Raw genomic sequence first — 24167 nt, forward strand, 5'->3', positions numbered from 1 at the left:
TCAGGCCCCGAAGTCGGCCACGGGCCGCACGACGACGGCGCCGCTGCCGCGCGAACCGGGACAGCGTGCGGCCCAGTCGAGCGCGGTGTCGAGGTCGGGCACGTCGATGACGAGAAACCCGCCCAGCACCTCACGCGTCTCGGCGAACGGCCCGTCCGTCACGGTCCGCTCCCCCGTCGGCCCGACGCGGACCGTGGTGGCGGTGACCAGGTCGGCCAGCGACTCCCCGGAGACGTGGATGCCCGCGTCGCGTACGGCCTTGTCGTAGTCCATCCAGTCCTGGACGGTGCACTCGGCCGCCCCGCCGTTCTCGTCGATCGCCCCGCTGTGGATCAGCAGCATGTACTTCATGGTTCCGGCTCCTGTCGTGTCCTGCCCTGTCCCGTCGCACCCCGCCGCGGGGGGTGCCTTTCACCATGACGACGAACGGGACAGGGCCCGATCGACACGCCCTGAACAATTTTTTCTTGTGTGCGGGAAATGACCTTGTGTGCGGGAAATGGCTCAGACGACGATGACCCGGCGCCCGCGCGTGTGACCGGCCTGGCTGTCGATGTGCGCCGCCGCGGCCTCGGCGAGCGTGTACGACTTCTCGACCGGGATGTGGAGCTTCCCCCGCGAGATGAGGTCGGCGGCCTCGACGAGCGCTTCCGGCACGCTCCCGGCCACGCCGGAGAACCGGACACCGAACTCGGGCGCGCCGAGATCGGCGATGGAGATCACCTTCCGCGGATCCCCGGTCAGCTCGACAAGCTCGCGGATCACGCCCGAGCCGGCCAGATCGAGAGCCGCGTCGACAGGGCCGAGCTGCCGCACCCGCTCGACCCAGCCCTCGCCGTACGTCGTGGCGACGGCACCCAGGCTGCGCAGATAGTCCTGGTTCGCGGCCCCGGCCGTGCCGATCACCGTGATGCCCCGCTCGCGGGCGATCTGCAGCACGGCCGATCCGACTCCCCCGGACGCGCCGCTGACCAGCAGCGTCTGCCCGGACCGCACACCGACCTGGCCGATGATGCGCAGCGCGGTCTCCACCACGGAGGGGTACCCGGCCGCCTCTTCGAAGGTCAGGCCCTCGGGCATACGGGCCCAGGCCGACAGCACGGCGAACTGGGCATAGGTGCTCGACCCTTCGCCGAACACGTGATCGCCGACCGCGACCCCTTCGACGCCCTCGCCGACCTCGTCCACCACCCCGGAGGCGTCCAGCCCGACTCCGGCGGGCAACTCCAGCGGATGGGCCTTCAGGGTCTGGCCTTCACGAACCCTCCAGTCGACGGGGTTCACGCCCGCCGCCCGTACGGCGATACGTACCTGGCCGGGGCCCGCGTGGGGCTCCTCGGCGTCCACCAGTCGCAGAACGTCCGGACCGCCGAACTCGGCGAAGCTCACTCTCTTCATGCGGTCGAACGTAACACTAACGGTTAGCTTTTAGGAACCGTTCCATTTTTGCATTTGATAGCGTCAGGGCATGACCGTGCAGTCCGGACGCCGCGAGCGCAAGAAGGCCGCGACCCGCCAGAAGATCGCTGACACCGCCCTGCGGCTCTTCCTGGAACGCGGATACGACGCCGTGGGCATCCGCGACGTGGCCGCCGAGGCCGACGTGGCCGTCACCACGCTCTTCTCCCACTTCGCCTCGAAAGAGGCCCTGGTGTTCGAGCAGGACGAGGACTTCGAGCAACGCCTCACGCGGGCGGTGACCGGCCGGGCCCCGCACGAGCCGCTCATGCCCGCGCTGCGCCGCGAGATCCAGGCCCTGGTGCGCCACTGCACGGCGGCCGGCGCCGCCCCGATCTGGCGCATGATCGAAGAATCGCCCGCCCTGCGGAAGTACGAGGAGTCGATGCGGCTGCGCCATGCGGAGTTGCTGGCAGCGGCCATCGCCGCCGATCTCGACCTGTCACAGCCCACGACGGCCTGCCGGACGATCGCGAGGTTCGTGATCGACGCCTATTCACTGGCCCGTGAGGCGGCCGATCCGGAGGCTGCGGTGGACGAGATCTTCCTGATGATCGAGGCGGCCTGGGCGGTCGCCCGCCCTTGAAGAAGGCGCGTTCGACGCGTCGGCTACGGCTGTGGCGCCGTGGCCATGTGTTCCTGTCCTGGAGAAGGTGGATCAGCGGCCGGTCGTGCTGTCGATGAGTTCGCGGATGATGTCCGCGTGGCCCGCGTGTCGGCCGGTCTCCTCGATCAGGTGGGTGAGTGCCCAGCGGACGCTGGGAGCGGGGCGGTCCGGCCGCGGTCGGGGGACCGGTGCGCCGAGATCGGCGCACCCGTCGAGAACGTCGTTCGCGCGCTCGACCGCCTTTCGGTAGCGAGCGACGACATCGGCCACGCTGTCCGCCGGTGCGGCCCGGAACGTCGCCTGCCAGTCGGTGACCTCGTCCCCGAGGAACATCGAGCGCTCGACGAAGGTCAGATGGTTGAGCAGGCCGAGCAGGTTCGTGCCCGACGGCACCGCGGCTGTTCGCACCTGCGGTTCGGGGGCGCCGTCGACCTTCGCGGCGATCGAAGTCCGGAGGTAGTCGAGGAATCCTCGCAGGACCTCCATCTCGCTGTTCCCGGTCCTGGGCGGTGGGGTGTCACGGCGTCGGTCGCGGCGCGTGGTGCTGGGCACAGTCGTCTCCTTTACTGGCATCGGGGGTGGCGCAGGTACCGCATCGGGCGGCGCAGACCTCCGTGTCAGACGGAGCGGCGGCGGAGGAGGAGGACATGGTCGGTGACCTCGGCGGTGCTCCCGTCCGGTCCGGTCGCGATCCGGCGGGGTGAGTCGGCCCGCTCGACCGTCCAGGTCTCCGGGGCCAAACCGATGTCCGCGGCGATCTCCCGCGGGCCCGGGTAGCGGGCGTCGGGATCCTGGTTCCACGACCACGGCGCGGCCGAGCCGTGGTCGACGACCAGCAGCCGCCCGCCCGGCCGCAGTGCGTGCGCTGCCGATCGCAGGGCGGTTGCCCGGTCCAGGTCGAAGGGGGTCTGTAGGTAGTGGGCGCAGATCAGGTCGAATCCGCCGGGCGGGAAAGACCGGTGCACGTCGTGCCGCACGGCGGTGACACGGTCGTCCAGGCCGTGCGAGCGGGCGAGGGCGGCGAGCCGTTCGACCGCCACGGCCGAGATGTCGACGGCGGTGACGTGCCAGCCCTGGCGGGCGAGCCACAGCGCGTCGCCGCCTTCGCCGCATCCGAGGTCCAACGCGTCACCGGGCGGCAGGCCCGTAACGGTCTCGGTGAGGCGAGCGTTCGGCCGCGGTCCGTCGGCTGCCGGACGTGCCGCGTAGACGCCGTCCCAGAACGCGACCGCTTCGGTGGTGCTCATCAAGACTCCCTGTGTCGGTAGGTACGTGGAGTCTTGCCGGGCACCCCACGATCCGGCACGAAAACTTGCGGTAATGGCAAGATGGCCCGATGGACGGCAACAGGGACGACGACGTGCTCGACGCGGTGGGATCGCGGCTTCGCGCGCTGCGCCGTGAACGCGGCATCACGCTCGCCGACCTCGCGTCGACCATCGGCGTGTCGGAAAGCACGTTGTCCCGGCTGGAGAGCGGGCGGCGCAGGCCGAGCCTGGAACTGCTGCTGCCGCTGGCCCGTACCTATGACGTTCCGCTGGACGACCTCGTCGGCGCCCCGCGCACCGGCGACCCCCGCATGCACCTCAAGCCGATCAGCCGGTTCGGGATGACCTTCGTGCCCCTGTCCCGGCGGCCGGGCGGTGTCCACGCGTTCAAGATGATCATCCCCGCCCGGCCGGAACCACTCGAACCGACCCCGCAGACCCACGAAGGCTTCGAATGGCTCTACGTGCTCAACGGGCGCCTGCGGCTCGTGATCGGCGAGCGCGACCTGACGCTGCCGCCCGGTGAGGCAGCCGAGTTCGACACGTCCTTGCCCCACTGGCTGGGCAGCGCCGACGGCGGCGCGGTCGAACTCCTCATCCTGTTCGGCCTGCAAGGGGTACGTGCGCACGTACGCACCGGCCCTCACGGGTCGCCCGGGACCGGGAGTGGGCGGTGAACCCGGCGAGAGGTTCCGTACGCGCGTCGTCGGCGGACCCGGCGACGCGCGTACGGCTGCCCCTTTGACGCTCGGACGAGGGTGCCCGGAATCGGGGGCTCAACGCCCGAAGCAGGAGCCCGCAGGCGTGCCGGAGCAGGAGCCTACGGGCGTGCCGGGGCCTACCCGTTGCCCTGCGTTCGACGTTCCTGTGCACGGCCGGGGCGGGGCAGCAGGAACGAGGCCGCGAGTGCTGCCGCGAGCAGGCCGATCGCGGCCCACAACGTGACCTGCATGGTTGCGTTGTAGCGGGCCGCCGTATCGGTCTCCGGCGTGACGTGGCCGACGGCACCGGCGATCTGCCCGCCAAGGGTGCCGAGCCCACCGAGCGCGCCGAAGAACACGGTGCCCAGGACCGCGACGCCCAGCGCGCTTCCGAGCTGCTGGACCGCGGTGATCGTCCCGGAGGCCGACCCGCTCTCATGCGGTTCGACGGCGCCGAGGACGGTGTCGAAGAACGGCCCCATGACCAGGCCCGTGCCCAGGCCGGTGACGATCAGCGCCGGAGCGAGGTGCCACGCCGTCACACCCGTACCGGCCGCGTTCAGGGTGGCGGCGAGGGTGGCGATGCCCAGGGCCATGACTACGATCCCCGCCTGGATGACCCGGCGGCCGAACCGTTCGACGGCACCGAACCGCTCGGCGACCTGGATGACGGCGAAGCCGAGCACCATGCCCAGCGACCAGGGCAGGCTCGCCAGCCCTGCCCTCAGCGGTGCGAAGCCGAGGCCGGACTGCAAAAACAGACTGAGCATCAGCGAGAAGCCCGCCACCGTGGCGAAGAACACCGCACCGGTCACCAGCCCCCCGGTGAAGGCCCGCTTGCGGAACAGGCCCGGCACCACGAGCGGGTCGCCACCTGCCTCGGCGAGGCGTACTTCGTACCGGGCGAAGACCGCGAACAGCCCGATCGCGGCCGCCATCGAAAGGAACGTCCAGGCGGGCCAGCCGAGTTCACGACCCTGCACCAGCGGGAGGACCAGCAGCAGCGCGGCCAGTGAGGCCAGCCCGGCACCCACCAGGTCGAGCCGGGGCCGTCGCGCGGAGCGTGACTCCGGCAGGAACTTCCAGCCGCCCAGCAGGGCGAGCAGCCCCAGCGGCAGATTGACGGCGAAGATCATGCGCCAGCCGGAGCCGAAGAGGTCGGCATCGACCAGGACGCCCGCCAGGACCGGGCCGCCCACGGTCGACAGGGCCATCACCGGGCCGAACATCCCGAACGCCCGGCCGGTCTCCGGCCCGTCGAACATCTCCTTGATGATGCCCAGACCTTGAGGGATCATCACCGCACCGAACAGGCCCTGGAGTCCGCGCGCGCCGATCAGCATCCCCGGCGACCAGGACACCGCACAGAGCAGCGAGGCGGCGGTGAAGCCGAGTGCGCCGATCAGGAACATCCGCTTGCGGCCCGCGATGTCACCGAGACGTCCACCGGTGATCAGGCCGACCGCCATCGCCAGCGCGTACGCGGCTCCCAGCCACTGCACCGTGGCGGTACCGCCGCCCAGGTCGCCTCGGATCGAAGGCGCCGCGACATTGGCGATCAACGCGTCCAGCATGTCCATCGCCTCGGCGGCGAGCAGCACCCAGAGAGCGACCCACCGCCACCGGTAGGGCGCATGGGCGACCTGCTCCCCAGCTGCGTGAACGGGGGTGTGGACGGCGATACCGCCCGCAGAAAAGTCAGACACAGAGGTCCCTTTCTCAGAAAGATCACGAGAGAAAGAGACGCACCGGGCACTACCGGAAAGCCGGTGTGCTGAGAGCGCAAGCCCCGCCCGGACTAACCAATACCGGGAACCGTGTTTTCGCGCGTCACTACCGAACCACGGTAACAGGCCGCGCGGCGAGGACTCCGACGTCGGTGTCGCGCCTGACCCCGTGCGACTGCATGCCTGGGTGGAGGCTGAGGATGGCACCCCCGTCGCCGAACCGCCCTCGATGCTTGCCTACACACCGCACTCACCATCGGAGGCCATCATCAGCACCAGCCTTGAGCCGATCCTGTGGATCAGCGCCGGCACCTGCGCTCTCGGCCCCTACCGCGCCGACCTGGTCGAAACGTACTGGCGCTGGGAACAGGACCCCGCTCTCCTGGTCGGCTACGGCCGTCAGAGCCCCGAGTCACTCGAAGCCCGAACCGAGGGCATGACCCACCAGCTTCGCGGCGGGAACATCCGCTTCACCATCTACGACCTGAGCTCCGGCGCCCCGGCACCGGTCGGCGTCGCCACGCTGCTGCCGGACCACTCCGTGCGGACCGCCGAGTACGTGATCATGCTCGCCGCCGAAGCTCGCGGCCGTGGGCTCGGCACCCGGGCCACGCGGCTTTCCCTCGACTACGCCTTCCACATCACCAACCTGCGCATGGTCTGGCTCAAGGTCCTCGCCCCGAACACCGCGGGCATCCGTGCCTACGAGAAGGCCGGATTCCGCACTGCGGGGACCATGCGCGAGGCCGGGTACTGGCTCGGCGAAGTCTGCGACGATGTCATGATGGACGCCCTCGCCAAGGACCACACGGGCCCGTCGGCCGTGCGTGCGGCATTGGGGCAGGACCACTGAACGGCTCCGACGCGTTGGCGTCGGCAGTCGACCGCCCCGGTGGGCGTACCGCCTCCCCGACTTCCCCCGGAACAAGGGGCCTTAGGGCGGTACCAGGAAGCGAGCATCCCCTCACGCGCTGAGCAGGTCCGGTTCGCGGAAGACTTCGGCCCGGCAGTCCCGGCAGGGGCCCGCGACCGGTGAGCGGAAGGCCCGGTCGCAGTCGTCGCAGTTCTGCATCGGGACGACCGGTGGCGCCGTCGGCAGCAGGGGTGGCAGCAGGGCGATGAGCCGGTGCCTCAGGAGCTTCGCCGGGTGCTTGAGCGGTACGGGGAGGTCACCGGTCAGGGCGGCGCGGAGGGCGGCCGGGGTGGCGCCGCGTTCGAGCCAGGCGGCGGCGCCGGGCGTGAGGTCCTGGACGTCGCGCTCGGAGAGGACCAGATGGGGCACCGTGCGCGGAAGACCGGCGAGGAGATCGGCGGCCGCCCGGTGCAACTGGGGCGTTAGTGCCTGCGGTACGGGGAGCGGAGGGGGCGGCGGTTTGGGCGCGGTGGGCGGCGGTACGAGGCGGGGCGCGGGAGTCGGCTCCCGTACGGGCGTCGGCGCGGGCGCCGCGACGGGCCGGGGTGGCGCGGGCGGCGCTGCCCGCTTCGGAGCCTTCGGAGATCCCGGACCGACGGCGTTCCGCAGGTTCTTCGGGGCTTCCCGCGGGTGCCGGTCGCGCTCCGGCAGGTTGTAGGACTCCGTACGCGTCGCGATGCGGCCGTCGCGAAGGTGCACGCGGACCCGCCGCAGGAAGCCATGAACCTCCAGCTCGCGCAGCGCACCGGCGATGCACCTCTCGCCCTCCTTGAAACGCTCGGCGAGCACCTTGATGCCGACCTTCGTTCCGGCGGGCAGCGACTGGATGTACGTGCTGAGGCCGATCGCGACCAGCGACAGATCGCCGTGCTGGGAAAGGGCGTTGGAGATGACCGAGAAGCGCTCGGTCAGCCGGACGTTGAGGTGCACGACACCGTGTGACGGGGCACGCGGGGGCACGCTAATCTGCTGGGTATCCATCGGGAAGCTCCTACTTCCTCGGCGGCCAGACCCTCGATCGGGATTGCAGCCCGGTCGGGGGTCGTCGCATGTCTGGGTGGTGAGCGTGAGCATATGCCAGGCAACCGGCCCGAAATCCAGCCCAGTTGGCAAACCTCACCCGTGTGAGTGACGCCCGCAGATGGCCGGGGTCAGGGGTGGGGAAGGGTTCTTTCCTCTCGGTCCTTGAAGAGCTTTTACGTCGTGGCCGACCGCGACCCGCTCCACCGCGACGCCCTGCCCCACGACACGGCACACCGGGTCGCGGCCGGTCACGATCCGGTGCCGCGCGGTGCACCGGCTGCCGGGTTCGCCCCCGCCTCCCCCACTGAAGTCCCTACGTCCAAGGAAGTTGAAACCGCGCCTGGTTCAAAATGCGGAGACGGGCCCCCGGTGGTGTGATGGCGAGAGGAGTGTTCAGCCAACCAACGCACAGCGGAGATGGTCATCATGGCCTCCTTCAAGCTCGGAGATCCGGTTGAACAGGAGCGGAGGGGGCTGACGAAGTTCTCTTCCGCGGCTGCGGCGGCAGCGCCCCCGGTCGTCCTGCGTGTCCAGCCCGAGTCCTACATCTACCTTCAGACCCCGGAGGAGTTGCGGGCGTGGGAAGAAGGGGTTCGGGCCACGACGGGCCTCAGGATCGATGCCAGCTACATGGCGGGCTCGGCGTCCGAGTCCTGCTCGTGCGGTTGCACCGATGACTGCTGCGTGGACTGTCCCGAATAATGATCCTCACGGTATCGATCGAGGATGATCTCCACACACTCGCCATCCGCGAGGCCGCGGCCCGCCGCCACTACACGCCGTTCCATGTCGTCGAATGCGACCGGATCAGCGGGCGGCCCAGCCTCAGTTGGAGTTCGCACCGGGACTCGCCCGCCACTGTTCTGACCTCCGAAGGGATCGCGGTACCGCTGGAGGACGTCCCGGTGCTGTGGTGGCGGAGGATGAGGGCGAACCAGCAGAACTCCGCGGACGCGGCGAACGACCACGAGCGGCGGCTGGTCAACAACGACTGCCGCGGAGCGCTCGGAGGCATGCTGGCGGCCTCTTTCACCGGCCGGTGGGTGTCGTCCCCGGAGGCGACCGACCGTGCGGCGGACAAGCTGTACCAGCTCGCCGTCGCACGGGAGGAAGGCTTCCGGGTACCGCGCACCCTGGTTTCGCAGTCGCGCCAGGAGGTCATCGAGTTCGTCCGCCGCACCGGCCGGGTCATCGTGAAGCCGGTGCTGGGGGCGAGCGGGCCGCTGATGTTCACTCAGTACCTCGACGACCCGTCCTCGATTCCCGAGGAGTCCTTCCGGGTGTGCCCCGCGGTCTACCAGGAGTACGTCCCCGGCAGGCGCCATGTCCGGCTCAACTGCTTCGGCGAAGACATGTGCGCGGCCCTCATCGAAACGGACCGGCTCGACTGGCGCCCCGATCTGAACGTACCCATCACCAAGTGGGAGGTTCCGGAACCGCTCGCCCGGCGGGGTCACGGCAGTCCTGCGTCGGCTCGACCTGCGCATGGGGATCATCGACATCAAGCTGATGCCGGACGGCGAACCGGTATGGCTGGAGGTCAACCCCCAGGGACAGTTCCTGTTCCTGGAATCCCTCCTGGGCGAACCACTGGCCGACCGCTTCCTGGACTTCCTCATCTCGGAGGCCGCCGACGCCTGACCGGCCGGGAATCGGCGGGTGATCGCGGCAACGGTCACCGTCACCCGCCTCACCGAGCGGCGGTGGCGCGACGGTCTAGACGCCGGTCTGCCCGTCGACGAGTTCACGCACGATATCGAGGTGCCCGTTGTGGCGGGAAATCTCCTCGATGAGGTGGAGGACCACCCAGCGCAGGTCCACATGACGGCCGTCGCCGATGGGACGCTCGGCCGTCGAGTCCAGGTCGCGGTCGGCCACCAGGCGGCGGTAGCGGGCGCTCTGTTCCTCGTACTCGGCGAGAAGCCGGGGCAGTGGGACGTCGACCGCTGTCCGCATCTCGGGGTCGGGGTCGTCGTCGGTCGCCGTCGTGAGCGGCCCCTCGGGCTCCTCGCCGAGAAACATCACCTGGATCCAGTGATGCTCGACCCATCGCAGATGGCTGATCAGCCCGCACATCGTCATCAACGGTGAATTCGGGAGCGGCGCCCTGCGGGCATCTTCCTCGGACACGCCCTCACACTTGGCCCGCGCCGTGTCACGGGCGTAATCCAGGAAGGTGGCCAGCTGCGTACGTTCGTCCCACGTGGGGGGTGTATCGGTTCGTTGTGTCATCGCGGGTGAGGTTCCCACAGCCCGGACGCGGTGTCGCGTGATTTCGAAGCCGCGCGGGCAAGCGGGAGAGCGGGCGAGCACGACCGGCGGCCGCGGCTCCCGGTGGAACCGCCCTTCCGGCTCGATCGCCCCTGCACGTCCCGGACCTGGTTCGCCAAAGCCACCCCGCACGCGCCCGAGGCGGCCTCGGTGCTGTTCACCGCTTCCTTCCAGGCGACGTTCGCGGTCGGTGCACCGGTCGGAGGGCTCACCTTGGATCACACCTCCCCTCCACGGTCATGACACTCGGCGGCATCACCGCCGCCCTCATGGCCGTGGCCGTATGGACCCAGTTCGCCCGGCGCCTCACATGGCCGGATATCCCCCAAGCCTGAAAGGGGGCATTACGGATCGAGCTTCTGGTAGCCGGTCAGGGCGGCGGCCATGGCCGGGCCTCGGCTCTGCCCCTCGTTGCGGACAGCCGTTGCGGACCACGCAAGGGATCTTGAGACCATGAACAGCCCATGGCAGGCTCGTGCCGCATGATCGATGAATTCGCGAAGGACAACCTGCACGGAAGACTGCGGCGGGACCGCGAGGCGCTGCTCTGGAAACTCGACGGCCTGTCGGAATACGACGCCCGCCGGCCCTTGACGGCGACCGGGACCAACCTCCTCGGCCTCGTCAAACACGTGGCCAACGTCGAGGCCAGGTACTTCGGCGAGGTCTTCGACCGCCCTTCCCCGGAATCGCTGCCCCGGTGGCAGGACTCCGACGGCAGCGATCTGTGGGCGACCGAGGACGAGACCCGCGATGAGATCGTCGGGTTCTACCGGCGCACGTGGGAACACTCGGACGCGACGATCAACGAGCTTCCCCTCGACGCCCCCGGCCACGTGCCGTGGTGGCCGGAGCCTCATGCCGACACGAACCTGTTCTCCATCGTGGTCCACGTCCTCGGCGAGACCATCCGGCATGCCGGGCAGGCCGATGTCCTGCGCGAGGGCCTCGACGGCCGGACCGGGTTGCGCGCCGAACACGAGCAGCCGTTCGACGAGGAAGCCCGTGCGGCCCACTGCGCGAAGATCGAACAGGCCGCCGCCGGGTCGGCCGCACCGGTCAACGCCTAGCACGCCACCCGCAGATCGCCGGAGCGGCGTCCGGCCGACCGCGCCTACGGGTGCGTGTCCGTGACCGCGATGACCTCGTCGAGGCGGTCCAGGGCAGCCTGAAGGTCGTCGGCCTTGGCCTGGATCCGGTCGCGCTCGGCGCGCAGCATGGCCCGTTGCTCGGCGTCGGTGTGCCCGGAGTCCCAGCACGGAAGGAGTTCCGTGATCCTTCGGCTGGTCAGGCCGGCGGCGTACATCTGCTGGAAGAAGCGGACCAGGGAGATGGCGTCCTGTCGGTAGAGGCGCTGGCCGGATGGGCTGCGCTCCGCGATGAGCAGCCCCTGCTGCTCGTAGTAGCGCACGGCGCGTACCGAGACGCCGGCCCCCCGTGCCACCTCGCCGATGCGGATCAGCCGCTCGGCCGCGGTCTCTGTGACGGTCATGGTGATTCCTCTCACCCCGGTCCTGCTGACCAACGCTTGCCCCTGACGTCAACGTCAGGTTTTAGCGTACCGGGCATGGACATCAACAACTCAGTCGCCCTTGTCACCGGAGCCAACCGCGGCCTGGGCCGCGCCTTCGCCCAGCGCCTGCTCGAACGGGGCGCCCGCAAGGTCTACGCGACGGCCCGCCGGCCGGAGACCGTGGACCTGCCCGGGGTCGAGGTGCTGTCGCTCGACATCGCCGATCCTGCGGCCGTGCGGGCCGCCGCCGAGGCCGCCCCGGACGTCTCGCTGCTCATCAACAACGCGGGGATCCAGACGGGGACCGACCTGGTCACCGGTTCGCTGGACGCGGTGCGGCACGAGCTGGAGACCAACGTGTTCGGCCACCTGGGAATGATCCGGGAGTTCGCGCCCACGCTCGCCGGGAACGGCGGGGGCGCCATCGTCAACGTGCTCTCCGCCATGTCGTGGTTCGGGGGCAAGGGCGCCAACGCCTACCACCTGACCAAGGCCGCCGCCTGGGCCATGACCAACGGCGTCCGCCTGGAGCTCGCCGAGCAGGGCACGCTCGTGACGGCGGTGCACCTCGGCCTGGCCGACACCGACATGGCCGCGGGCTGGCCCGTGGACAAGATCGCGCCGTCGGACCTGGCCGACGCGGCGCTCGACGGTGTCGAGGCGGGGTCCGCCGAGGTCCTCGCCGACCAGTGGAGCCGGGACGTCAAGTCCCGGCTGCCGCTGACGCCGGAAGAGTTCAACGCCGCGATGGACCGCGCGCTGGCGGCGCTGACGGCGGCCTGAGGGGCTTCTCGGGCCGCACCGACTCCGGTCCGCGGTTGCTCCTGAGGTCGGTCAACCCGCGTACGGCGGTGCCGTGCCCATCCCCCGGATGTGAGCGGATCCGTGATCAGGGCAGGGTCAGGATGCGGGGGCCGTCCTCGGTGATGGCGATGGTGTGTTCGATGTGGGCGGCCCGGCTGCCGTCGATCGTGCGCAGGGTCCATCCGTCGGGGTCGGTGTAGTAGTCGTTGTGCCCTCCGGCCATGAGCATGGGCTCGATGGCGAGCGTGAGGCCGTGGCGCAGGGGGAAACCGCGGCCGGGCCGTCCGTGGTTGGGGACGTGGGGGTCTTCGTGCATCGTGCGGCCGATGCCGTGGCCGCCGAAGTCGGAGGGCATGCCGCAGCCGGCCTTGCGGGCGACCGCGCCGATGGCATGGGAGATGTCTCCGATCCGGTGGCCGGTGGTGGCGGCGGCGATGCCCGCGTCCAGGGCCCGCTGGGTGGCGGCGATGAGTTCGAGGTCGGCGGGGCGAGGGGTGCCGACGATGAAGCTGATCGCCGCGTCCCCGGTCCAGCCGTCGAGTTCGGCTCCGCAGTCGAGGCCGACCAGGTCGCCGTCGCGCAGGCGGTAGTCGCCGGGGATGCCGTGTGCGACGGCGTCGTTCACGGACACGCACATCACGGCGGGGAAGGGGGTGGGGGCGAAGGACGGCCGGTATCCCAGGAACGGAGAGCGCGCTCCGGCCTTGTCGAGAACGGCGCGGGCGGCTTCGTCGAGCTCACTCAGGCGGACTCCCACGGCTGCCGCCGCGCGACCGGCCGCCAGGGCGTGGGCCACGACGCGTCCCGCCTCCCGCATCGCTTCCATTGCCGTGTCGGTCTTGATCTCCACCATGTTCCAGACTCCTTGCGATGCGCCGCTACCCAATAATTATACCGGTATTAGTATCACGGACATGGTGAGAGTTCCTTTGAGCCCGCAGGAGCGTCGACGTGGGCAGCGGTTCGGGGCCCTGCTCCGCGAGGCCCGCGGCGACCGCAGCATGGTGGACGTGGCAGCGGCGGCCGGGGTGTCCGCGGAAACCCTCCGCAAGATCGAGACCGGCCGGGCCCCGACCCCGGCCTTCTTCACCGTGGCGGCCCTGGCCCACGCGCTGGGCCTGTCGCTGGACGGCCTGGCCGTCGCCTGCGCGGAAGAAGACGCCGAGGGCGGCGAGCAGGCGACGGCGGCGTGACCCGCCCCGCGCCGACCGGCGGCGGGGGCAGAACTCCCTGACGCACCACGGCAGAAGCGCTCTCGCCCACACGCACCCAGGGCAGCGCGAAGCCCCACCGTGCGACGCACGGTGGGGCCCTCTTCGAGAGGTATACGCCGACCAGTCGGCCGGTTGCTCAGACGGTGCCGAACGCTCCGGCCTTGACGCCCGCCACGAAGCCGACGAACGCATCGGCGCGAAGGTTCAGGGTGGGACCGCTCAGATCCTTGGAGTCACGTACGGGGACCACGCCGCGCGAGGCGGCGAGGTTGGCGGCGACCTCGACGCAGGCGCCACCGTTCTCACTGTATGAAGACGTGAACCAGCAGGGGGATTCGGTCATCACGGAGTGCCCTTTCCTGGCCGACTGATCATGGCAGCGGTCGACGCCCGGGACAGCGGCTTCGGCCCGCCTCCGACAGTAGGCCGCCCACACGGGCGGAAGTGAGGCGTTTTCCCGCCCAGGTGACCCGCCCGAACCCGATGGGCAGCACCTGATGTACGTGTATTAGGTCACTAAGCGGGATGGAGGAGCGAAACAGCGGATCGGGTGGAGGTAGCCTGGCATTCCATGGCAATGAGTACTGCGCTGTGGTCCTTCGCCCTGGTTGTAGGGCTCCTCACTCTCACTCCCGGTCTCGACACCGCTCTGATCCTGCGCACCTCGGCCCTCGGCCGCCGCAGGAGAGCGTGGGGCGTCGTCCTCGGAATCCAGACCGGCACCCTCCTCTGGGGTGCGCTCACTTCCCTCGGAGTGACCGCACTCCTCACGGCCTCCCACCTCGCCTACACGGCGTTGCGCTGGGTCGGCGCCGCCTACCTGGTCTGGATGGGTGTCCGCATGCTCCGGGACACCTTCCAGAAACTACGGGCCCCGGACACGAACGAATCCGGGCTGCTCGCCGGTACGGACTCGGCAAGCGACGGCTGGCGGCAGGGAACACTCACCAACCTCCTCAACCCCAAGATGGGTGCCTTCTACGTCGCCGTCCTGCCCCAGTTCATCCCCGTCGGCGCGAACCACTTCACCATGGGACTCCTGCTCACCACGGTGCACATCCTCATCGGCCTGATCTGGTCGGCCGTCCTCATCGGTTTCGCCCAGGTGCTGCACGGCTGGCTCCGCAAGCCCCGGGCCCGCCGCCTGCTCGACCGGATCACCGGCACCGTCATCGCCGCATTCGGTATCCGACTGGCTCTCGGCGACTGAACACCCGCGCCGCCACGGTCCGTTCGTCAGGAGACTCCGGCTTCCTCCACGTTGGCCACCATCCTGCGCAGGACCTTGAGCGCGGCCACGTACTCCTCGTCGCTGATGCCCGCGTGGACCACGGCGCGCACCTCGGTCACCAGCTCGCGCAGCCGCACCCTGGCCGCCTCCCCGGCCTCGGTGAGGTACAGACGGTGCCCGGCGTCGCACCGCAGCCAGCCACGGTGGACCAGCTGGTCGACGACCCGCCCCATCTCGTGCGGCCCGTCCGCGAGGGGCGTCAGCTGGACGACGACCTGCTCACGACTCGGCGCCGAGGAAACGCCGTTCAGACGGTTCAACACCCAGTACTGCGGCTGCGTCACGTCGATCCTGGCCATCGCATCACGCAGGTGCCGGGGGACGACCCCATGAGCAAGGCCGCTCCAGTACCCGACGGGCTGCGTGGCCAGCATGTCGTCCGTGGCGGCCGGATCGGCCGGTGCCTGATCGGTGGCGGTGTCAGTCGGCGGCTCCATGATCCGACGCTACATCCCAAAAGCGCCTCGGGGCGGGGCGATTGCGGCACGTGACGGTGTCGGGCCGGGACAGCACGAAGCCCCACCATGCGGCGCACGACGGGGCTGTCCGGCTCGGTGAGGAACCGGGTGTTCAGACGGTGCCGAACTCTCCGGCCTTGACGCCCGCCACGAAGGAAGCGAACGCATCGGCACGAAGGTCCAGGGTGGGACCGCTCAGATCCTTGGAGTCACGTACGGGGACCATGCCGCGCGAGGCGGCGAGGTTGGCGGCAACCTCGACGCAGTTGCCGCCGTTGTTGCTGTACGAGGACGTGAACCAGCGGGGGGATTCGGTCGTCACGGGGTGCCCTTTCGTAACTGGCTGATCATGGCGACGGTCGCCGCCTGGGACAGCGCTTCGGCCTGTAGTTGATGGTAGGCCGTCAACATAGGCAGCACGGACGTACTTTCGCGGTCCAAGTGACCCTGTGCTTGAGACTCCGCGTAGCAGATCACGGACCGATCAGACAGCGTCAGGAGGTTGACCGGAAGGTCGAACGTGCGGCGCTCGCCTATCTCGTACGGTGCCACCTGAATCATCGTGTTCGGCAGTTCGGCGAACTCGATCAGGCGCGCCAACTGGGCATCCATGATGCTGGTCCCGCCGACGGGCCGACGGATGCAGCTTTCGTCGATGGTAACGAACACCATGGGAGGGCGGCTCCGCACCAACGCCGCCTGGCGCTCCGCGAGGAACGAAACTCGCTCGGCCGCCTGCTCGGACGTGATCGCTCCCCTGCGCACGGCACTGTCAGCCAGCACCTGTGCGTACTCGGGTGTCTGCAACAGCCCCGGAATGATGCCGATTTCATACAGCCGGATCTCTACCGCCCGGCCTTCGTACCCCACGTACTCCGGGAAGCCTTCCAGCAGGCTGCCATGGCTGATCTCGCGCCACTCGCGCTCGAACGAATCGGCTGTTCCTTCGGTCCCGAGTGCGGCATCCACACCGATCGAGAACCTGCGGGTTGGCGGTTTGCGGCCGTTCTCGACCCCCGAGACATGCCGCCCCGTGTAGCCGATCCGTACACCTAGGTCATCCTGCTTCCAGCCGCGCGCCTCTCGTGCCCTGCGTAGTCGTGCGCCGTACGCCGCCTCCGGTGACGACTCCGGGTTCAACTCCTTGATGTTTACCAATGTGTTCTCCGTTTCTGCCACGTTGAATACGGGCCGACCCTAGGTCACGCTCATCTCACCTGGTAGCGAAATGACCACGGAGAGGAACGATCGTGTCTACGAAAAACGGTTCTCCGAACGGACGTACCCCCCACGTACCCGCCCCCGGCACCCTCGTACGGCCGGTCGTCCACGACGGCCTGCCCGCGCCGGAGCCGTGCCGGGGCTGCCAGGAGATCGACCACGCCGAGGCCGTGGCCGGTGCCGAGCGCGATGCCTCCAAACAGGCCGCCTGCCGGGCCTCGCGCCGGCGCCACGAGACCGCCGAGCACGGAGCGCCGTCATGAGGCCGGGGTTCGTGATGGTCCGGCTCGCCCTCGCCCTCGGAGCCGCCGGAATCCTCCTGCGCCGGCACCTCCCCCGGATCATCCGGGCACTCGCCCCACAACCACCACCGCCACAACCCCTGTTCGCCGAGCTGCAACGCATCGAGACCGACCCCGCCTACCGGGCCCTGTTCCTCGCCGGGCTGGACGCCGCGATCGCCCGGCACGACGCGGAACGCACCGCCCGGCAGCACGCGGTCGAAGCGGCGGCCGACCTCCTCCAGCGCCTGGTCCGCCCCGCCCCCGGCCCCCGCCACGGCTCCGGCGAACGTGCCGCCGCCGCAGGCACGGACTACGTCGCCGAGGTCACCGTGAGCGCCGGGACCAGGCGCGCGACATCGCTCGGCCGGATCACCGCACCCAACCGCCGCCTCGCCCTGCGATGGCTCCGCAGACAGGCACTACGGCTCGCGGACGGGCACGGACACCCCGAACCCCCCGACACCACCCCTTGGACACGGGCGAAGAACGACGTCCGGCCGGTCACCTTCCACAGCTCCGACGCCCCCGAAAACCTCCGCGCCTGGGCCACCGACGACCAACGCCAGACCGACGCACTACGCCACTTGGAAACCGGCCCCGGCACCCTGCTCACCGTGACCGACCCGGCCGTCGGACTGCACGTCACCCTCACCGGCCGACCCGCCTAGCCCGGCCTCCAGCACCCCACAGACCCCCGTCCTGGCCGCGTTCGCAGTGGCTCCCCCACGGGCGGCCAGGACGGGCACCACCCCACAAGGCATGGAGCGATCCCCGTGGAAAACAGCCCCGAGACCCGGATCCAGGACTGCCCCCACCGCAACCTCTGCACCAGCACCAAACCCGGCTGCCCCCACGCGAAAACCGCCCCACCCATCGCGACACCCCGCACCCCGCGCACACCTCTGCCTGCCCAGTAACCCCCAGACCCCGCCCGGCTGCCCCCTGTCACGGGGACGGCGGCAGCCGGGCGGCCCCACCACCCCCACGAGGAGGAACCCATGCCTCTCCTGACCCCGTACGTCGCCTCACGGAGCACCGACAAAGGCATGCCGGAATCCACCCTGACCGTCGAATTCACCGCGAACGGCCCCCGGCTCACCTACCGGAACCCACGCCCCGAAGACCGCGACAAGCACGGAAACCTCTGGGTACGCGTCGAGGAGTCCCCCGACCCCGGACACGTCCAGTACGACTCCCTCCACTCCACCCGCCAACGCACCTGCATGGAACACCTCCTCTGCCAGATCTGCGCACAGCCCGCCGACCGCAACAAAGACGGCTGGCTCTTCATCGACTGGCAGCGCGAGGACTCACCCCCCACCTGGCCCGAGAAATCACTCACCACCATGCCCCCGCTCTGTACGGAACACGCCCGCATCTCCCTGCGACAATGCCCCTTCCTCCGCCGCGGCGAACACGTCCTCCTCCGCGTACGCAAACCCCACCTCTACGGGGTATCCGGCACCCTCTACCGCCTCACCACCACCGGCTGGATCTCCACCGAAAACGGACAACTCTCCCCCTACAGCAAACCCCGCCACCCCGGCATGCTCGCCTTCCTCCTCCTCCGCCAACTACGCGGAGTGAAAGTCGCCGAACTTCCGTAACCCCCAGCACCACGACGAGACTTCCGCCCCTGTCGCACGGTGGCGTCGCCCGTCCATCGGGACGACGCGCCGCGCGGGGGCGGAGACCAACGCCGGTCGGCTGCCTTTTGCAGAGAGAGGGCAGCCGACCGGTCCGTGCGATCGGCAGCACGACGAGACCGGATCGGTGCGGTACCGAGCATCACGAAGGTGAAGCCGTCCCACTGCTCCAGGCACCCGCCCCGGCCCCACGCTCCACCCACTCGTATCGGCACATCCGATCCCTGCCGGACGCCGCACCCGACCGGCGCGCACCGAAACCGGGAAAGGCCCACGGCAGCCACGAGATTGAAACGTGTTAACTCCCCCACGCACTCTCGATCTAGACATTTAGGGGTGCATTCCGGCCCAGGGAGTCGCGAATGATTGCCATACACAGCTGCCTTACAGGATCTTCGTAGAGCAAGCACGAGAGACGAGACGACGGAAGGTCCGCACGAAGGCAGGCGAATATGTTTTCGACGCACCTTCATTTGTCCGGCCGCACCGTCGCCTCCCCGTTCGAATATCGAATGAAGGAGAACTTGTGATCTCAAAGACGAAGAGGTTCGCCCGTTCCGCGGCCGTGGCGTTCGCCGCCACCGTCGGGGTCACGATGGCCATGCCCACGGGCAACGCCTTCGCCATCGACCACGTCGAGTGCCGTGGTGGGGAGAACTTCCTGAAGATCTGGTCGCACCTGGACGGCAGGTCCAGCGTGGACTGCTACGCCAACAAGGGCCGGACCAACTTCGGCAGCTGGTGGGTCGACCGTATTTCGACGGGCAACAACGATCTCATCTACTACGACGAGAACGGCGACTCGGTACGCATCAATCGATGGACCGACATCACTTTCCCGAACCACCCCCCGCTGGTCAAGGACATCGAAATCCTTTAGCTGACGAGCGGGCCAGTTCCCCAGGAAAGGCCGCACCGACTCACGGCCCTTCACAGATTCCCTCCCCTTACCGAATGAACCTGAATTCATCGCACGGTTGAATTAACCGCTGCCCGGTTCATCGATACAGGCCACGCGCTTTCCGCGTGGCCTGTACCGGCATGTTCCGTAACGGTTCCGGTGTCACCGCTCACGCTCAGCCGTCCCCGCTGGTGCCGCCGCCGATGGACCACCTGTTCCGGCGCCGGTTCCTTCCCCTCACGTCACGTACCAGCGTCCCTGCGGCCAGCGTCACGGCCGCCACGGCGCGGACCCAGCGGGGCCCACCGCGCCCCGCCCAGACCACACACACGCACCCACCGACGCAGACGGCCAGGACGACGAGCAGTACCGGAAGCACCATGGTTCCCACCTTCGCGTTCAGTCCGCCGGTCCCACAGATTGTCCCAGGACCGGCAGACGCTCCCCGGACCCGGCGCGGGTTGCTGCCCGTCGCTCCTCCGGCCAGTTATTTCGACGCGTATCCCGACGCGGACGGTTCCATGCGCACATCGATCGGGTGGTGGAGGACCCTCTCCTCCTGGAGCCTCTCCCCCTGGAACCGGCCCCCCACCGCCGCTAACGCCTGGGTCCCCCGACCGCGTAGACCGCCGTACCGGCGACGACCAGGACGAGGGCCGCCCAGGTGGCGGTCGCCGTGCCGGTCGGCAGCATCATCCAGGTCAGCACCTGCGTCCCCACACCCGACGCGGGCGGGACGACGAAGGAGACCGACAGCCACGCGAACGGCGGGATCCACGCGTACTGCGCCCCGCACCAGGCCGCCCCCATGGCGACGAGTCCGATCAGCCCCGCGCTGTTGCGCACGACGAAGGCGGCGGAGGCCGACTGGCCGCTCATCGTCTGCACCGCCAGCAGCACCGCGCCGATGAGCACGCCGCAGAGCAGCACGTGCGCCGCCCTGCGGGGCATCCAGCGGATCGCGGCCGTCCGGTCCAACGCGCGGTCCTGGCCGCCCAGACCGACCGAGAACGCCATGGCTCCCGCGGTGAGGATGAGCATGATCAGCCGCGGGTCCCCCAGCGTGCCGCCGCCGATCCCGGCGAGTGCCCACACCACCAGCGCGCCGATCACCACCGCCGCGAGCGAGGCGGGCAGCTGCCGCGAGCGCGCGTACAGCGTCAGCCATCTCACCGGAGCGCACCACCGTTCAGTACGGTCAGCGCGTCCTCCGACGAACAGGAGACCGCGGCGGCGTGCATGGCGCCGATCCGCCGCTGCTGCTCCGCCTTCGGCAGCGCGACGAACTTCTTCCACACCGGGCGGGCCAGGTCGTTCTGGTCCTTCACGGGATACATGGTCCCGGCGAGCGGCCGGAGGTCCTCCCCGAGGACCCACGCGGTCGCGATGCTCTGCGCGGCGGCCTCCTCCTGCGTGCCGCTCTCGGTCTCGCTGCGGGGGCTGCACAGCGGGACCATGCCCTGGGCGACCAGGGCCCGGGTGACCGGGCGCTCGCCCTCGGCCTCGCCGATCGTCCGGTCGTCGAAGTCGAGGAGCACGGAGTCGCGCGGCCGTTCCGGCACGCCGGCGATCGCCCTCGGAACGGCGGTCTCACGGATGGCGACGGGGGCCCGGTCACCCAGGGCGCCGCGCATCAGCCGAAGCGCCTCCTTGCCGGGACCCGCCAGGGCGTCGAGCCTCGCCTGCCGGAGCGTCGTCACGCACACCGGGCCGTCGCACACCTGCTTCGCCGCGGCCCGGTCGACGACGTACGTGTCGCGGGCGGTGGCCGGCAGCAGGAGCAGGGCGAGCGCCCCGCCCGCCACCAGGGGAGTGAGGGCGAGCAGCCGGGTGCGCGGGCGGGTGGCGGCCAGCAGGACCAGACCCGTCGCGGCCATGCCGAGCAGCCAGAGCGTCTGCCCGAGCTGCACGGAGCCGGAGAGCGTGAGGAGCGTTTCGCGTACGTCGGCCGTCGCCGGTGACAGCAGCGAGAGAGCGTTCGACATGAACCCGGCGGTCGGCTGCGGGGCGTCCGAAGTCTGCATCTGCCGGAAGAAGTTGTTGAACACCAGGGCGGCCACGGCCAGTGCGGGCGGGGTGAGGACGGAGGGCAGGGCCCGCGCGACCCCCATGCCGAGGACCGCCCCGGCAGCCAGCGCGAGCGCCCCCACCAGCGAGATGGGCAGCCAGCCGATGTGGGTGTACGAGGCGTCGCCCGCCAGGACCTGTACCGCGCCCACGACGACGAGAAGAGCGAAGGCCACGAACAGCGCGAATGCCGTCGTGCCCGCCACGGTCGCCGCGCGGTGCCGTGCGGGCCGTGGCGTGCTGGTCAGCAGTTCGGGCATCTTCGAGCGGTGGTCGCGCAGCCCCTGGAGCGCCCCGAGCCCCACCGCGAGCGGCCAGAGGAAGAACAGCAGGTACCGGATCCACAGGGCCATGGAGGTCCACTGCGCGGTCCACAGGACGGAGCCCTTCGACCACGCTCCGGGGATGAGAAGGAGGAACGCGAGCGCGGCCACCAGGATGACGGCGCCGGCCCACGGGGCGACGGACCGCCGCAGTTCGATGCGCAGAATACGGAGGTTCACCAGGCGCCCTTCGTCTGTGCGGGGTCGGCCAGCAGTGCCGAGTAACCGCGCTCCAGCGGGCTGTCGCCCACGTGTTCCGGGCCGCCCGCCGCGGCCAGCTCGTCCGGGGTGCCCTGGAAGACCAGCCGCCCCTCGGCGAAGAGCACCACGTCGGTGCAGGCGGCGGCCACGTCCTCCACCAGATGGGTCGAGACGACCACACAGGCGTCCGTCCCCAACTCCTGGAGCAGGTCGCGGAAGCGCAGCCGCTGCGCCGGATCCAGGCCGACCGTCGGCTCGTCCAGGAGCAGGATCGACGGGTCGTTGACGATGGCCTGGGCGATGCCGGCCCGTCGCACCATCCCGCCCGACAGGGCCTTCATCCGGTCGTCGGCGCGGTCGGCCAGACCGACCCGCTCCACGGCGCGCTGCGTCGCCCCGGGGATGTCCGCCTTGGGCACCTCCTTGAGCCACGCCATGTACTCGACGAACTCGCGCACGGTGAAGCGCTTGTAGTAGCCGAAGTCCTGCGGCAGGTAGCCGATCCGGCGACGCAGCGCCCGGTGCTCGCCCAGCCCGCCCGCGGACTCCCCGAGCAGCTCCAGCTCACCCCCGGCGGGGCGCAGTACGGTGGCCAGCGCCCGGATGAGGGTGGTCTTGCCCGCCCCGTTGGGGCCGAGAAGTCCGTGTACTCCGGTGCCCAGCGACAGGTCGAGCCCGTCGACGGCCATCCGGTTCCTGCCGACCTTCACCTTCAGTCCGGTCGCCCGGATCTCCCAGGCGTAGGCCGTGGGCGCGATGTCGGCCCTACTCACTGCGGGCATCGTGCGCTTCCTCTTCTGTTGGTTCTGTTGGTTCTGTTGGTTCTGTTGGTTCTGTTGGGGTTCTCCCGGGGTTCCGAGAGGGGGGTTCAACGGTTCGCTGCCAGCACGGTGTACGCGCCCCTGCGGGCGATCACGACGGCGACGCCGAGCGCGAGGATCAGCGCCCACACCGGCAGTCCGCCCTCCTGAAGGGCGGCGGCCGTACGGCTGGTGGCCAGGGTCGGCGCCGCCACCACCACGGCCCATGCGGCCACCATGGCGACGGCGGCGCGTGTCACGCCGATCACGCCGCCGAGCGCGAGGGTCATCGAGGTGAAGGCCAGACAGGGCAGCAGCCACTGCGCGGCCGTCACCCCGGTCGCCCATCCCCCCGCCAGCAGCGCGGGGATCACCACGGCGAGCACGGAGGCGGTGCGCCGCAGCACCAGTTGCAGCCCGGCTCTCGGCGTGGAGGCCGTCAGCTCGTACGCCGGGTCCAGGCCGCGCGACCACGAGGCGGCCACACCGCACACGGGCAGGAGGGGGGCGACCAGCAGCACCAGGGACACCTGGCCGGGGCCGGGTCCCACCAGGTCCAGCAGCAGTGCGAGCGCCGTCACGGCCAGGACCATGGCCAGCCACGGCGTCATGGCGGGCGTCGCCCATGCCGACAGCCTCGTACGGCGCCGGCGCGACGGTGCCGGGACGGCCGCGGCCAGTTCGTGTTCGAGATCGGACCAGACGGCGTCGGTCAGCGCCACCAGTGCGGGGGCCTCGACCGTGACGGCCGCCGACAGCCGGTCACGGCAGACCCGGCACCCCTCCAGATGGGCCTCCAGGGCCCATACCTCGTCCGCGACGAGCTCCGTGTCGCCGCGCGCGTACCCGTCGATGAGCCGTGCCGACGCGTGTTCCACGTTCATGCCAGCGCCTCCCGCATCATGATCCGGGCCCGTCGGGCGCGGGTCTTGACCGTTCCCTCGGGCACTCCGAGCAGAACGGCGGTCTCCCGGACGGACAGTCCGTCGAGCACCATGGCCTGCAGTACTTCTCTGAGCTCCGGTGCGAGCCGCCGCAGCGCGTCCCCGACGTCACCGCCGACGGTGGCCACCAGCGCCTCCTCCTCGGCCGCGGGCGCCACGGGGTGCGGAGCGGCGGCGGGCGGCGGCTCCGCGTGGTGGGCCCTGCGCCGGAACGCGTCGACGAGGCGGCGGGCCGCGATCGTCCACAGCCAGCCGACGGCCGTTCCGCCGGTGTGGCTCCCGGCGAAGGAGCCCGCCGCCCGCCACACCGCCAGATACGTCTCCTGCATGACCTCGGCGACGATCTGCGGGTCGGCGCAGCGGCGGCGCAGCCGCACCGCCAGCCACGGCGACGTGCGCCGGTACAGCTCCTCGAAGGCGGCCCGGTCGCCCCGGGCCACCCGTCGTAGGAGGCGCTCCTCGTCCAGTTCCTGCGGCGCTGCCGCCCTGAGCCGTTTCACACCTGCTAGACGCCCTGCCGGGGCCGCAGGTT

At 70.1% G+C, this 24167-nt stretch carries 32 protein-coding genes and 1 pseudogene; 13 read left to right on the plus strand and 20 right to left on the minus strand.

The features are described from left to right. On the minus strand, window positions 1-351 hold the full coding sequence (locus tag OG413_RS05945) for a YciI family protein (protein WP_266803361.1): 351 nt from the start codon (window positions 349-351) through the stop codon (window positions 1-3). A gap of 153 nt (window positions 352-504) precedes the next feature. After that, on the minus strand, window positions 505-1398 hold the full coding sequence (locus OG413_RS05950; protein WP_266803362.1) for an NADP-dependent oxidoreductase: 894 nt from the start codon (window positions 1396-1398) through the stop codon (window positions 505-507). Window positions 1399-1468: 70 nt separating this feature from the next. Between OG413_RS05950 and OG413_RS05955 the strand changes: the two genes are divergently transcribed. Beyond that, window positions 1469-2044, plus strand: a complete 576-nt coding sequence (locus tag OG413_RS05955) for a TetR/AcrR family transcriptional regulator (RefSeq protein WP_266803363.1) — start codon at window positions 1469-1471, stop codon at window positions 2042-2044. Window positions 2045-2116: 72 nt separating this feature from the next. Here OG413_RS05955 and OG413_RS05960 read toward each other — a convergent pair whose 3' ends face one another. Both OG413_RS05960 and OG413_RS05965 read right to left on the minus strand, forming a co-directional pair. After that, window positions 2117-2617, minus strand: a complete 501-nt coding sequence (locus OG413_RS05960; protein ID WP_266803364.1) for a DinB family protein — start codon at window positions 2615-2617, stop codon at window positions 2117-2119. Between the two features lie 65 nt (window positions 2618-2682). After that, complete coding sequence (locus OG413_RS05965; protein WP_266803365.1) at window positions 2683-3312, minus strand: cyclopropane-fatty-acyl-phospholipid synthase family protein; 630 nt, start codon at window positions 3310-3312, stop codon at window positions 2683-2685. Window positions 3313-3401: 89 nt separating this feature from the next. Between OG413_RS05965 and OG413_RS05970 the strand changes: the two genes are divergently transcribed. Beyond that, complete coding sequence (locus OG413_RS05970) at window positions 3402-4010, plus strand: helix-turn-helix domain-containing protein (protein ID WP_266803366.1); 609 nt, start codon at window positions 3402-3404, stop codon at window positions 4008-4010. 161 nt (window positions 4011-4171) lie between these two features. Here OG413_RS05970 and OG413_RS05975 read toward each other — a convergent pair whose 3' ends face one another. Continuing rightward, window positions 4172-5740: an MFS transporter gene (locus OG413_RS05975; RefSeq protein ID WP_266803367.1), complete on the minus strand. Its 1569-nt coding sequence runs from the start codon at window positions 5738-5740 to the stop codon at window positions 4172-4174. Window positions 5741-5948: 208 nt separating this feature from the next. Between OG413_RS05975 and OG413_RS05980 the strand changes: the two genes are divergently transcribed. After that, on the plus strand, window positions 5949-6614 hold the full coding sequence (locus tag OG413_RS05980; RefSeq protein ID WP_266803368.1) for a GNAT family N-acetyltransferase: 666 nt from the start codon (window positions 5949-5951) through the stop codon (window positions 6612-6614). 111 nt (window positions 6615-6725) lie between these two features. Here OG413_RS05980 and OG413_RS05985 read toward each other — a convergent pair whose 3' ends face one another. Further along, the gene (locus tag OG413_RS05985) at window positions 6726-7655 is read right to left on the minus strand and encodes a hypothetical protein (RefSeq protein ID WP_266803369.1); all 930 of its coding nucleotides are present in this window, start codon (window positions 7653-7655) and stop codon (window positions 6726-6728) included. A gap of 814 nt (window positions 7656-8469) precedes the next feature. Continuing rightward, window positions 8470-8931, minus strand: a complete 462-nt coding sequence (locus OG413_RS05990) for a hypothetical protein (RefSeq protein ID WP_266803370.1) — start codon at window positions 8929-8931, stop codon at window positions 8470-8472. 251 nt (window positions 8932-9182) lie between these two features. Here OG413_RS05990 and OG413_RS05995 point away from each other — a divergent pair, with 251 nt between their 5' ends. After that, window positions 9183-9338 carry a hypothetical protein gene (locus tag OG413_RS05995; RefSeq protein ID WP_266803371.1) on the plus strand — a complete coding sequence of 52 codons (156 nt, stop codon included), beginning with the start codon at window positions 9183-9185 and terminating at the stop codon, window positions 9336-9338. A gap of 75 nt (window positions 9339-9413) precedes the next feature. On the opposite strand, the gene OG413_RS06000 is transcribed toward OG413_RS05995, so the two are convergent. After that, the gene (locus OG413_RS06000) at window positions 9414-9929 is read right to left on the minus strand and encodes a DinB family protein (RefSeq protein WP_266803372.1); all 516 of its coding nucleotides are present in this window, start codon (window positions 9927-9929) and stop codon (window positions 9414-9416) included. A gap of 138 nt (window positions 9930-10067) precedes the next feature. Between OG413_RS06000 and OG413_RS06005 the strand changes: the two are divergent. Beyond that, a pseudogene (locus tag OG413_RS06005) lies at window positions 10068-10303 on the plus strand (MFS transporter); the annotation flags it as partial. A 147-nt stretch (window positions 10304-10450) separates the two neighbouring features. After that, window positions 10451-11038, plus strand: a complete 588-nt coding sequence (locus OG413_RS06010) for a DinB family protein (protein WP_266803373.1) — start codon at window positions 10451-10453, stop codon at window positions 11036-11038. 44 nt (window positions 11039-11082) lie between these two features. Here OG413_RS06010 and OG413_RS06015 read toward each other — a convergent pair whose 3' ends face one another. After that, complete coding sequence (locus OG413_RS06015) at window positions 11083-11460, minus strand: MerR family transcriptional regulator (RefSeq protein ID WP_266803374.1); 378 nt, start codon at window positions 11458-11460, stop codon at window positions 11083-11085. A gap of 75 nt (window positions 11461-11535) precedes the next feature. Between OG413_RS06015 and OG413_RS06020 the strand changes: the two genes are divergently transcribed. Beyond that, complete coding sequence (locus tag OG413_RS06020; protein ID WP_266803375.1) at window positions 11536-12264, plus strand: SDR family oxidoreductase; 729 nt, start codon at window positions 11536-11538, stop codon at window positions 12262-12264. Window positions 12265-12370: 106 nt separating this feature from the next. Here OG413_RS06020 and map read toward each other — a convergent pair whose 3' ends face one another. Further along, window positions 12371-13138 (minus strand): type I methionyl aminopeptidase, encoded by a 768-nt coding sequence (gene map / locus OG413_RS06025; protein ID WP_266803376.1) that lies wholly within the window; start codon window positions 13136-13138, stop codon window positions 12371-12373. Window positions 13139-13199: 61 nt separating this feature from the next. Here map and OG413_RS06030 point away from each other — a divergent pair, with 61 nt between their 5' ends. After that, window positions 13200-13478 carry a helix-turn-helix domain-containing protein gene (locus tag OG413_RS06030; protein ID WP_266803377.1) on the plus strand — a complete coding sequence of 93 codons (279 nt, stop codon included), beginning with the start codon at window positions 13200-13202 and terminating at the stop codon, window positions 13476-13478. Window positions 13479-13635: 157 nt separating this feature from the next. Here OG413_RS06030 and OG413_RS06035 read toward each other — a convergent pair whose 3' ends face one another. After that, window positions 13636-13845 (minus strand): DUF397 domain-containing protein, encoded by a 210-nt coding sequence (locus OG413_RS06035; RefSeq protein WP_266803378.1) that lies wholly within the window; start codon window positions 13843-13845, stop codon window positions 13636-13638. 225 nt (window positions 13846-14070) lie between these two features. Here OG413_RS06035 and OG413_RS06040 point away from each other — a divergent pair, with 225 nt between their 5' ends. Next, on the plus strand, window positions 14071-14709 hold the full coding sequence (locus OG413_RS06040) for a LysE family translocator (RefSeq protein WP_266803379.1): 639 nt from the start codon (window positions 14071-14073) through the stop codon (window positions 14707-14709). 26 nt (window positions 14710-14735) lie between these two features. Here the strand turns inward: OG413_RS06040 and OG413_RS06045 are convergent, their stop codons facing one another. The 3 genes from OG413_RS06045 to OG413_RS06055 form a co-directional block, all read right to left on the minus strand. Next, window positions 14736-15227, minus strand: a complete 492-nt coding sequence (locus OG413_RS06045; RefSeq protein ID WP_266803380.1) for a MarR family winged helix-turn-helix transcriptional regulator — start codon at window positions 15225-15227, stop codon at window positions 14736-14738. A 133-nt stretch (window positions 15228-15360) separates the two neighbouring features. Next, window positions 15361-15570 carry a DUF397 domain-containing protein gene (locus OG413_RS06050; protein WP_266803381.1) on the minus strand — a complete coding sequence of 70 codons (210 nt, stop codon included), beginning with the start codon at window positions 15568-15570 and terminating at the stop codon, window positions 15361-15363. Further along, on the minus strand, window positions 15567-16406 hold the full coding sequence (locus OG413_RS06055) for a helix-turn-helix transcriptional regulator (protein WP_266809927.1): 840 nt from the start codon (window positions 16404-16406) through the stop codon (window positions 15567-15569). Before OG413_RS06055 ends, OG413_RS06050 begins: the two co-directional genes overlap by 4 nt. A 92-nt stretch (window positions 16407-16498) precedes the next feature. Between OG413_RS06055 and OG413_RS06060 the strand changes: the two genes are divergently transcribed. The 4 genes from OG413_RS06060 to OG413_RS06075 all read left to right on the plus strand — a co-directional run bounded on the left by OG413_RS06060 (window position 16499) and on the right by OG413_RS06075 (window position 19279). Further along, window positions 16499-16732: a hypothetical protein gene (locus OG413_RS06060; RefSeq protein ID WP_266803382.1), complete on the plus strand. Its 234-nt coding sequence runs from the start codon at window positions 16499-16501 to the stop codon at window positions 16730-16732. After that, window positions 16729-17421 (plus strand): hypothetical protein, encoded by a 693-nt coding sequence (locus OG413_RS46870; RefSeq protein WP_323137814.1) that lies wholly within the window; start codon window positions 16729-16731, stop codon window positions 17419-17421. Before OG413_RS06060 ends, OG413_RS46870 begins: the two co-directional genes overlap by 4 nt. A 330-nt stretch (window positions 17422-17751) precedes the next feature. Further along, a complete protein-coding gene (locus OG413_RS06070) occupies window positions 17752-18360 on the plus strand; it encodes a hypothetical protein (protein ID WP_266803383.1) in 609 nt (202 codons plus the stop codon). Between the two features lie 565 nt (window positions 18361-18925). After that, window positions 18926-19279, plus strand: a complete 354-nt coding sequence (locus tag OG413_RS06075) for a beta/gamma crystallin domain-containing protein (protein WP_266803384.1) — start codon at window positions 18926-18928, stop codon at window positions 19277-19279. Between the two features lie 196 nt (window positions 19280-19475). On the opposite strand, the gene OG413_RS06080 is transcribed toward OG413_RS06075, so the two are convergent. The 6 genes from OG413_RS06080 to OG413_RS06105 form a co-directional block, all read right to left on the minus strand. After that, window positions 19476-19682, minus strand: coding sequence for a hypothetical protein (locus OG413_RS06080; RefSeq protein WP_266803385.1), 207 nt, complete (start codon window positions 19680-19682; stop codon window positions 19476-19478). Window positions 19683-19897: 215 nt separating this feature from the next. Further along, window positions 19898-20473, minus strand: a complete 576-nt coding sequence (locus OG413_RS06085) for a hypothetical protein (protein WP_266803386.1) — start codon at window positions 20471-20473, stop codon at window positions 19898-19900. After that, window positions 20470-21870 (minus strand): hypothetical protein, encoded by a 1401-nt coding sequence (locus OG413_RS06090; RefSeq protein ID WP_266803387.1) that lies wholly within the window; start codon window positions 21868-21870, stop codon window positions 20470-20472. The genes OG413_RS06085 and OG413_RS06090 overlap by 4 nt, the downstream gene beginning before the upstream one ends. Beyond that, the gene (locus tag OG413_RS06095; RefSeq protein ID WP_073718357.1) at window positions 21867-22673 is read right to left on the minus strand and encodes an ABC transporter ATP-binding protein; all 807 of its coding nucleotides are present in this window, start codon (window positions 22671-22673) and stop codon (window positions 21867-21869) included. Before OG413_RS06095 ends, OG413_RS06090 begins: the two co-directional genes overlap by 4 nt. Window positions 22674-22759: 86 nt before the next feature. Next, on the minus strand, window positions 22760-23575 hold the full coding sequence (locus OG413_RS06100; RefSeq protein ID WP_266803388.1) for a zf-HC2 domain-containing protein: 816 nt from the start codon (window positions 23573-23575) through the stop codon (window positions 22760-22762). Next, on the minus strand, window positions 23572-24135 hold the full coding sequence (locus OG413_RS06105) for an RNA polymerase sigma factor (protein WP_266803389.1): 564 nt from the start codon (window positions 24133-24135) through the stop codon (window positions 23572-23574). Before OG413_RS06105 ends, OG413_RS06100 begins: the two co-directional genes overlap by 4 nt. Between the last annotated feature and the right edge of the window lie 32 nt (window positions 24136-24167).

Source organism: Streptomyces sp. NBC_01433 (assembly GCF_026340105.1).
GTDB lineage: Bacteria > Actinomycetota > Actinomycetes > Streptomycetales > Streptomycetaceae > Streptomyces.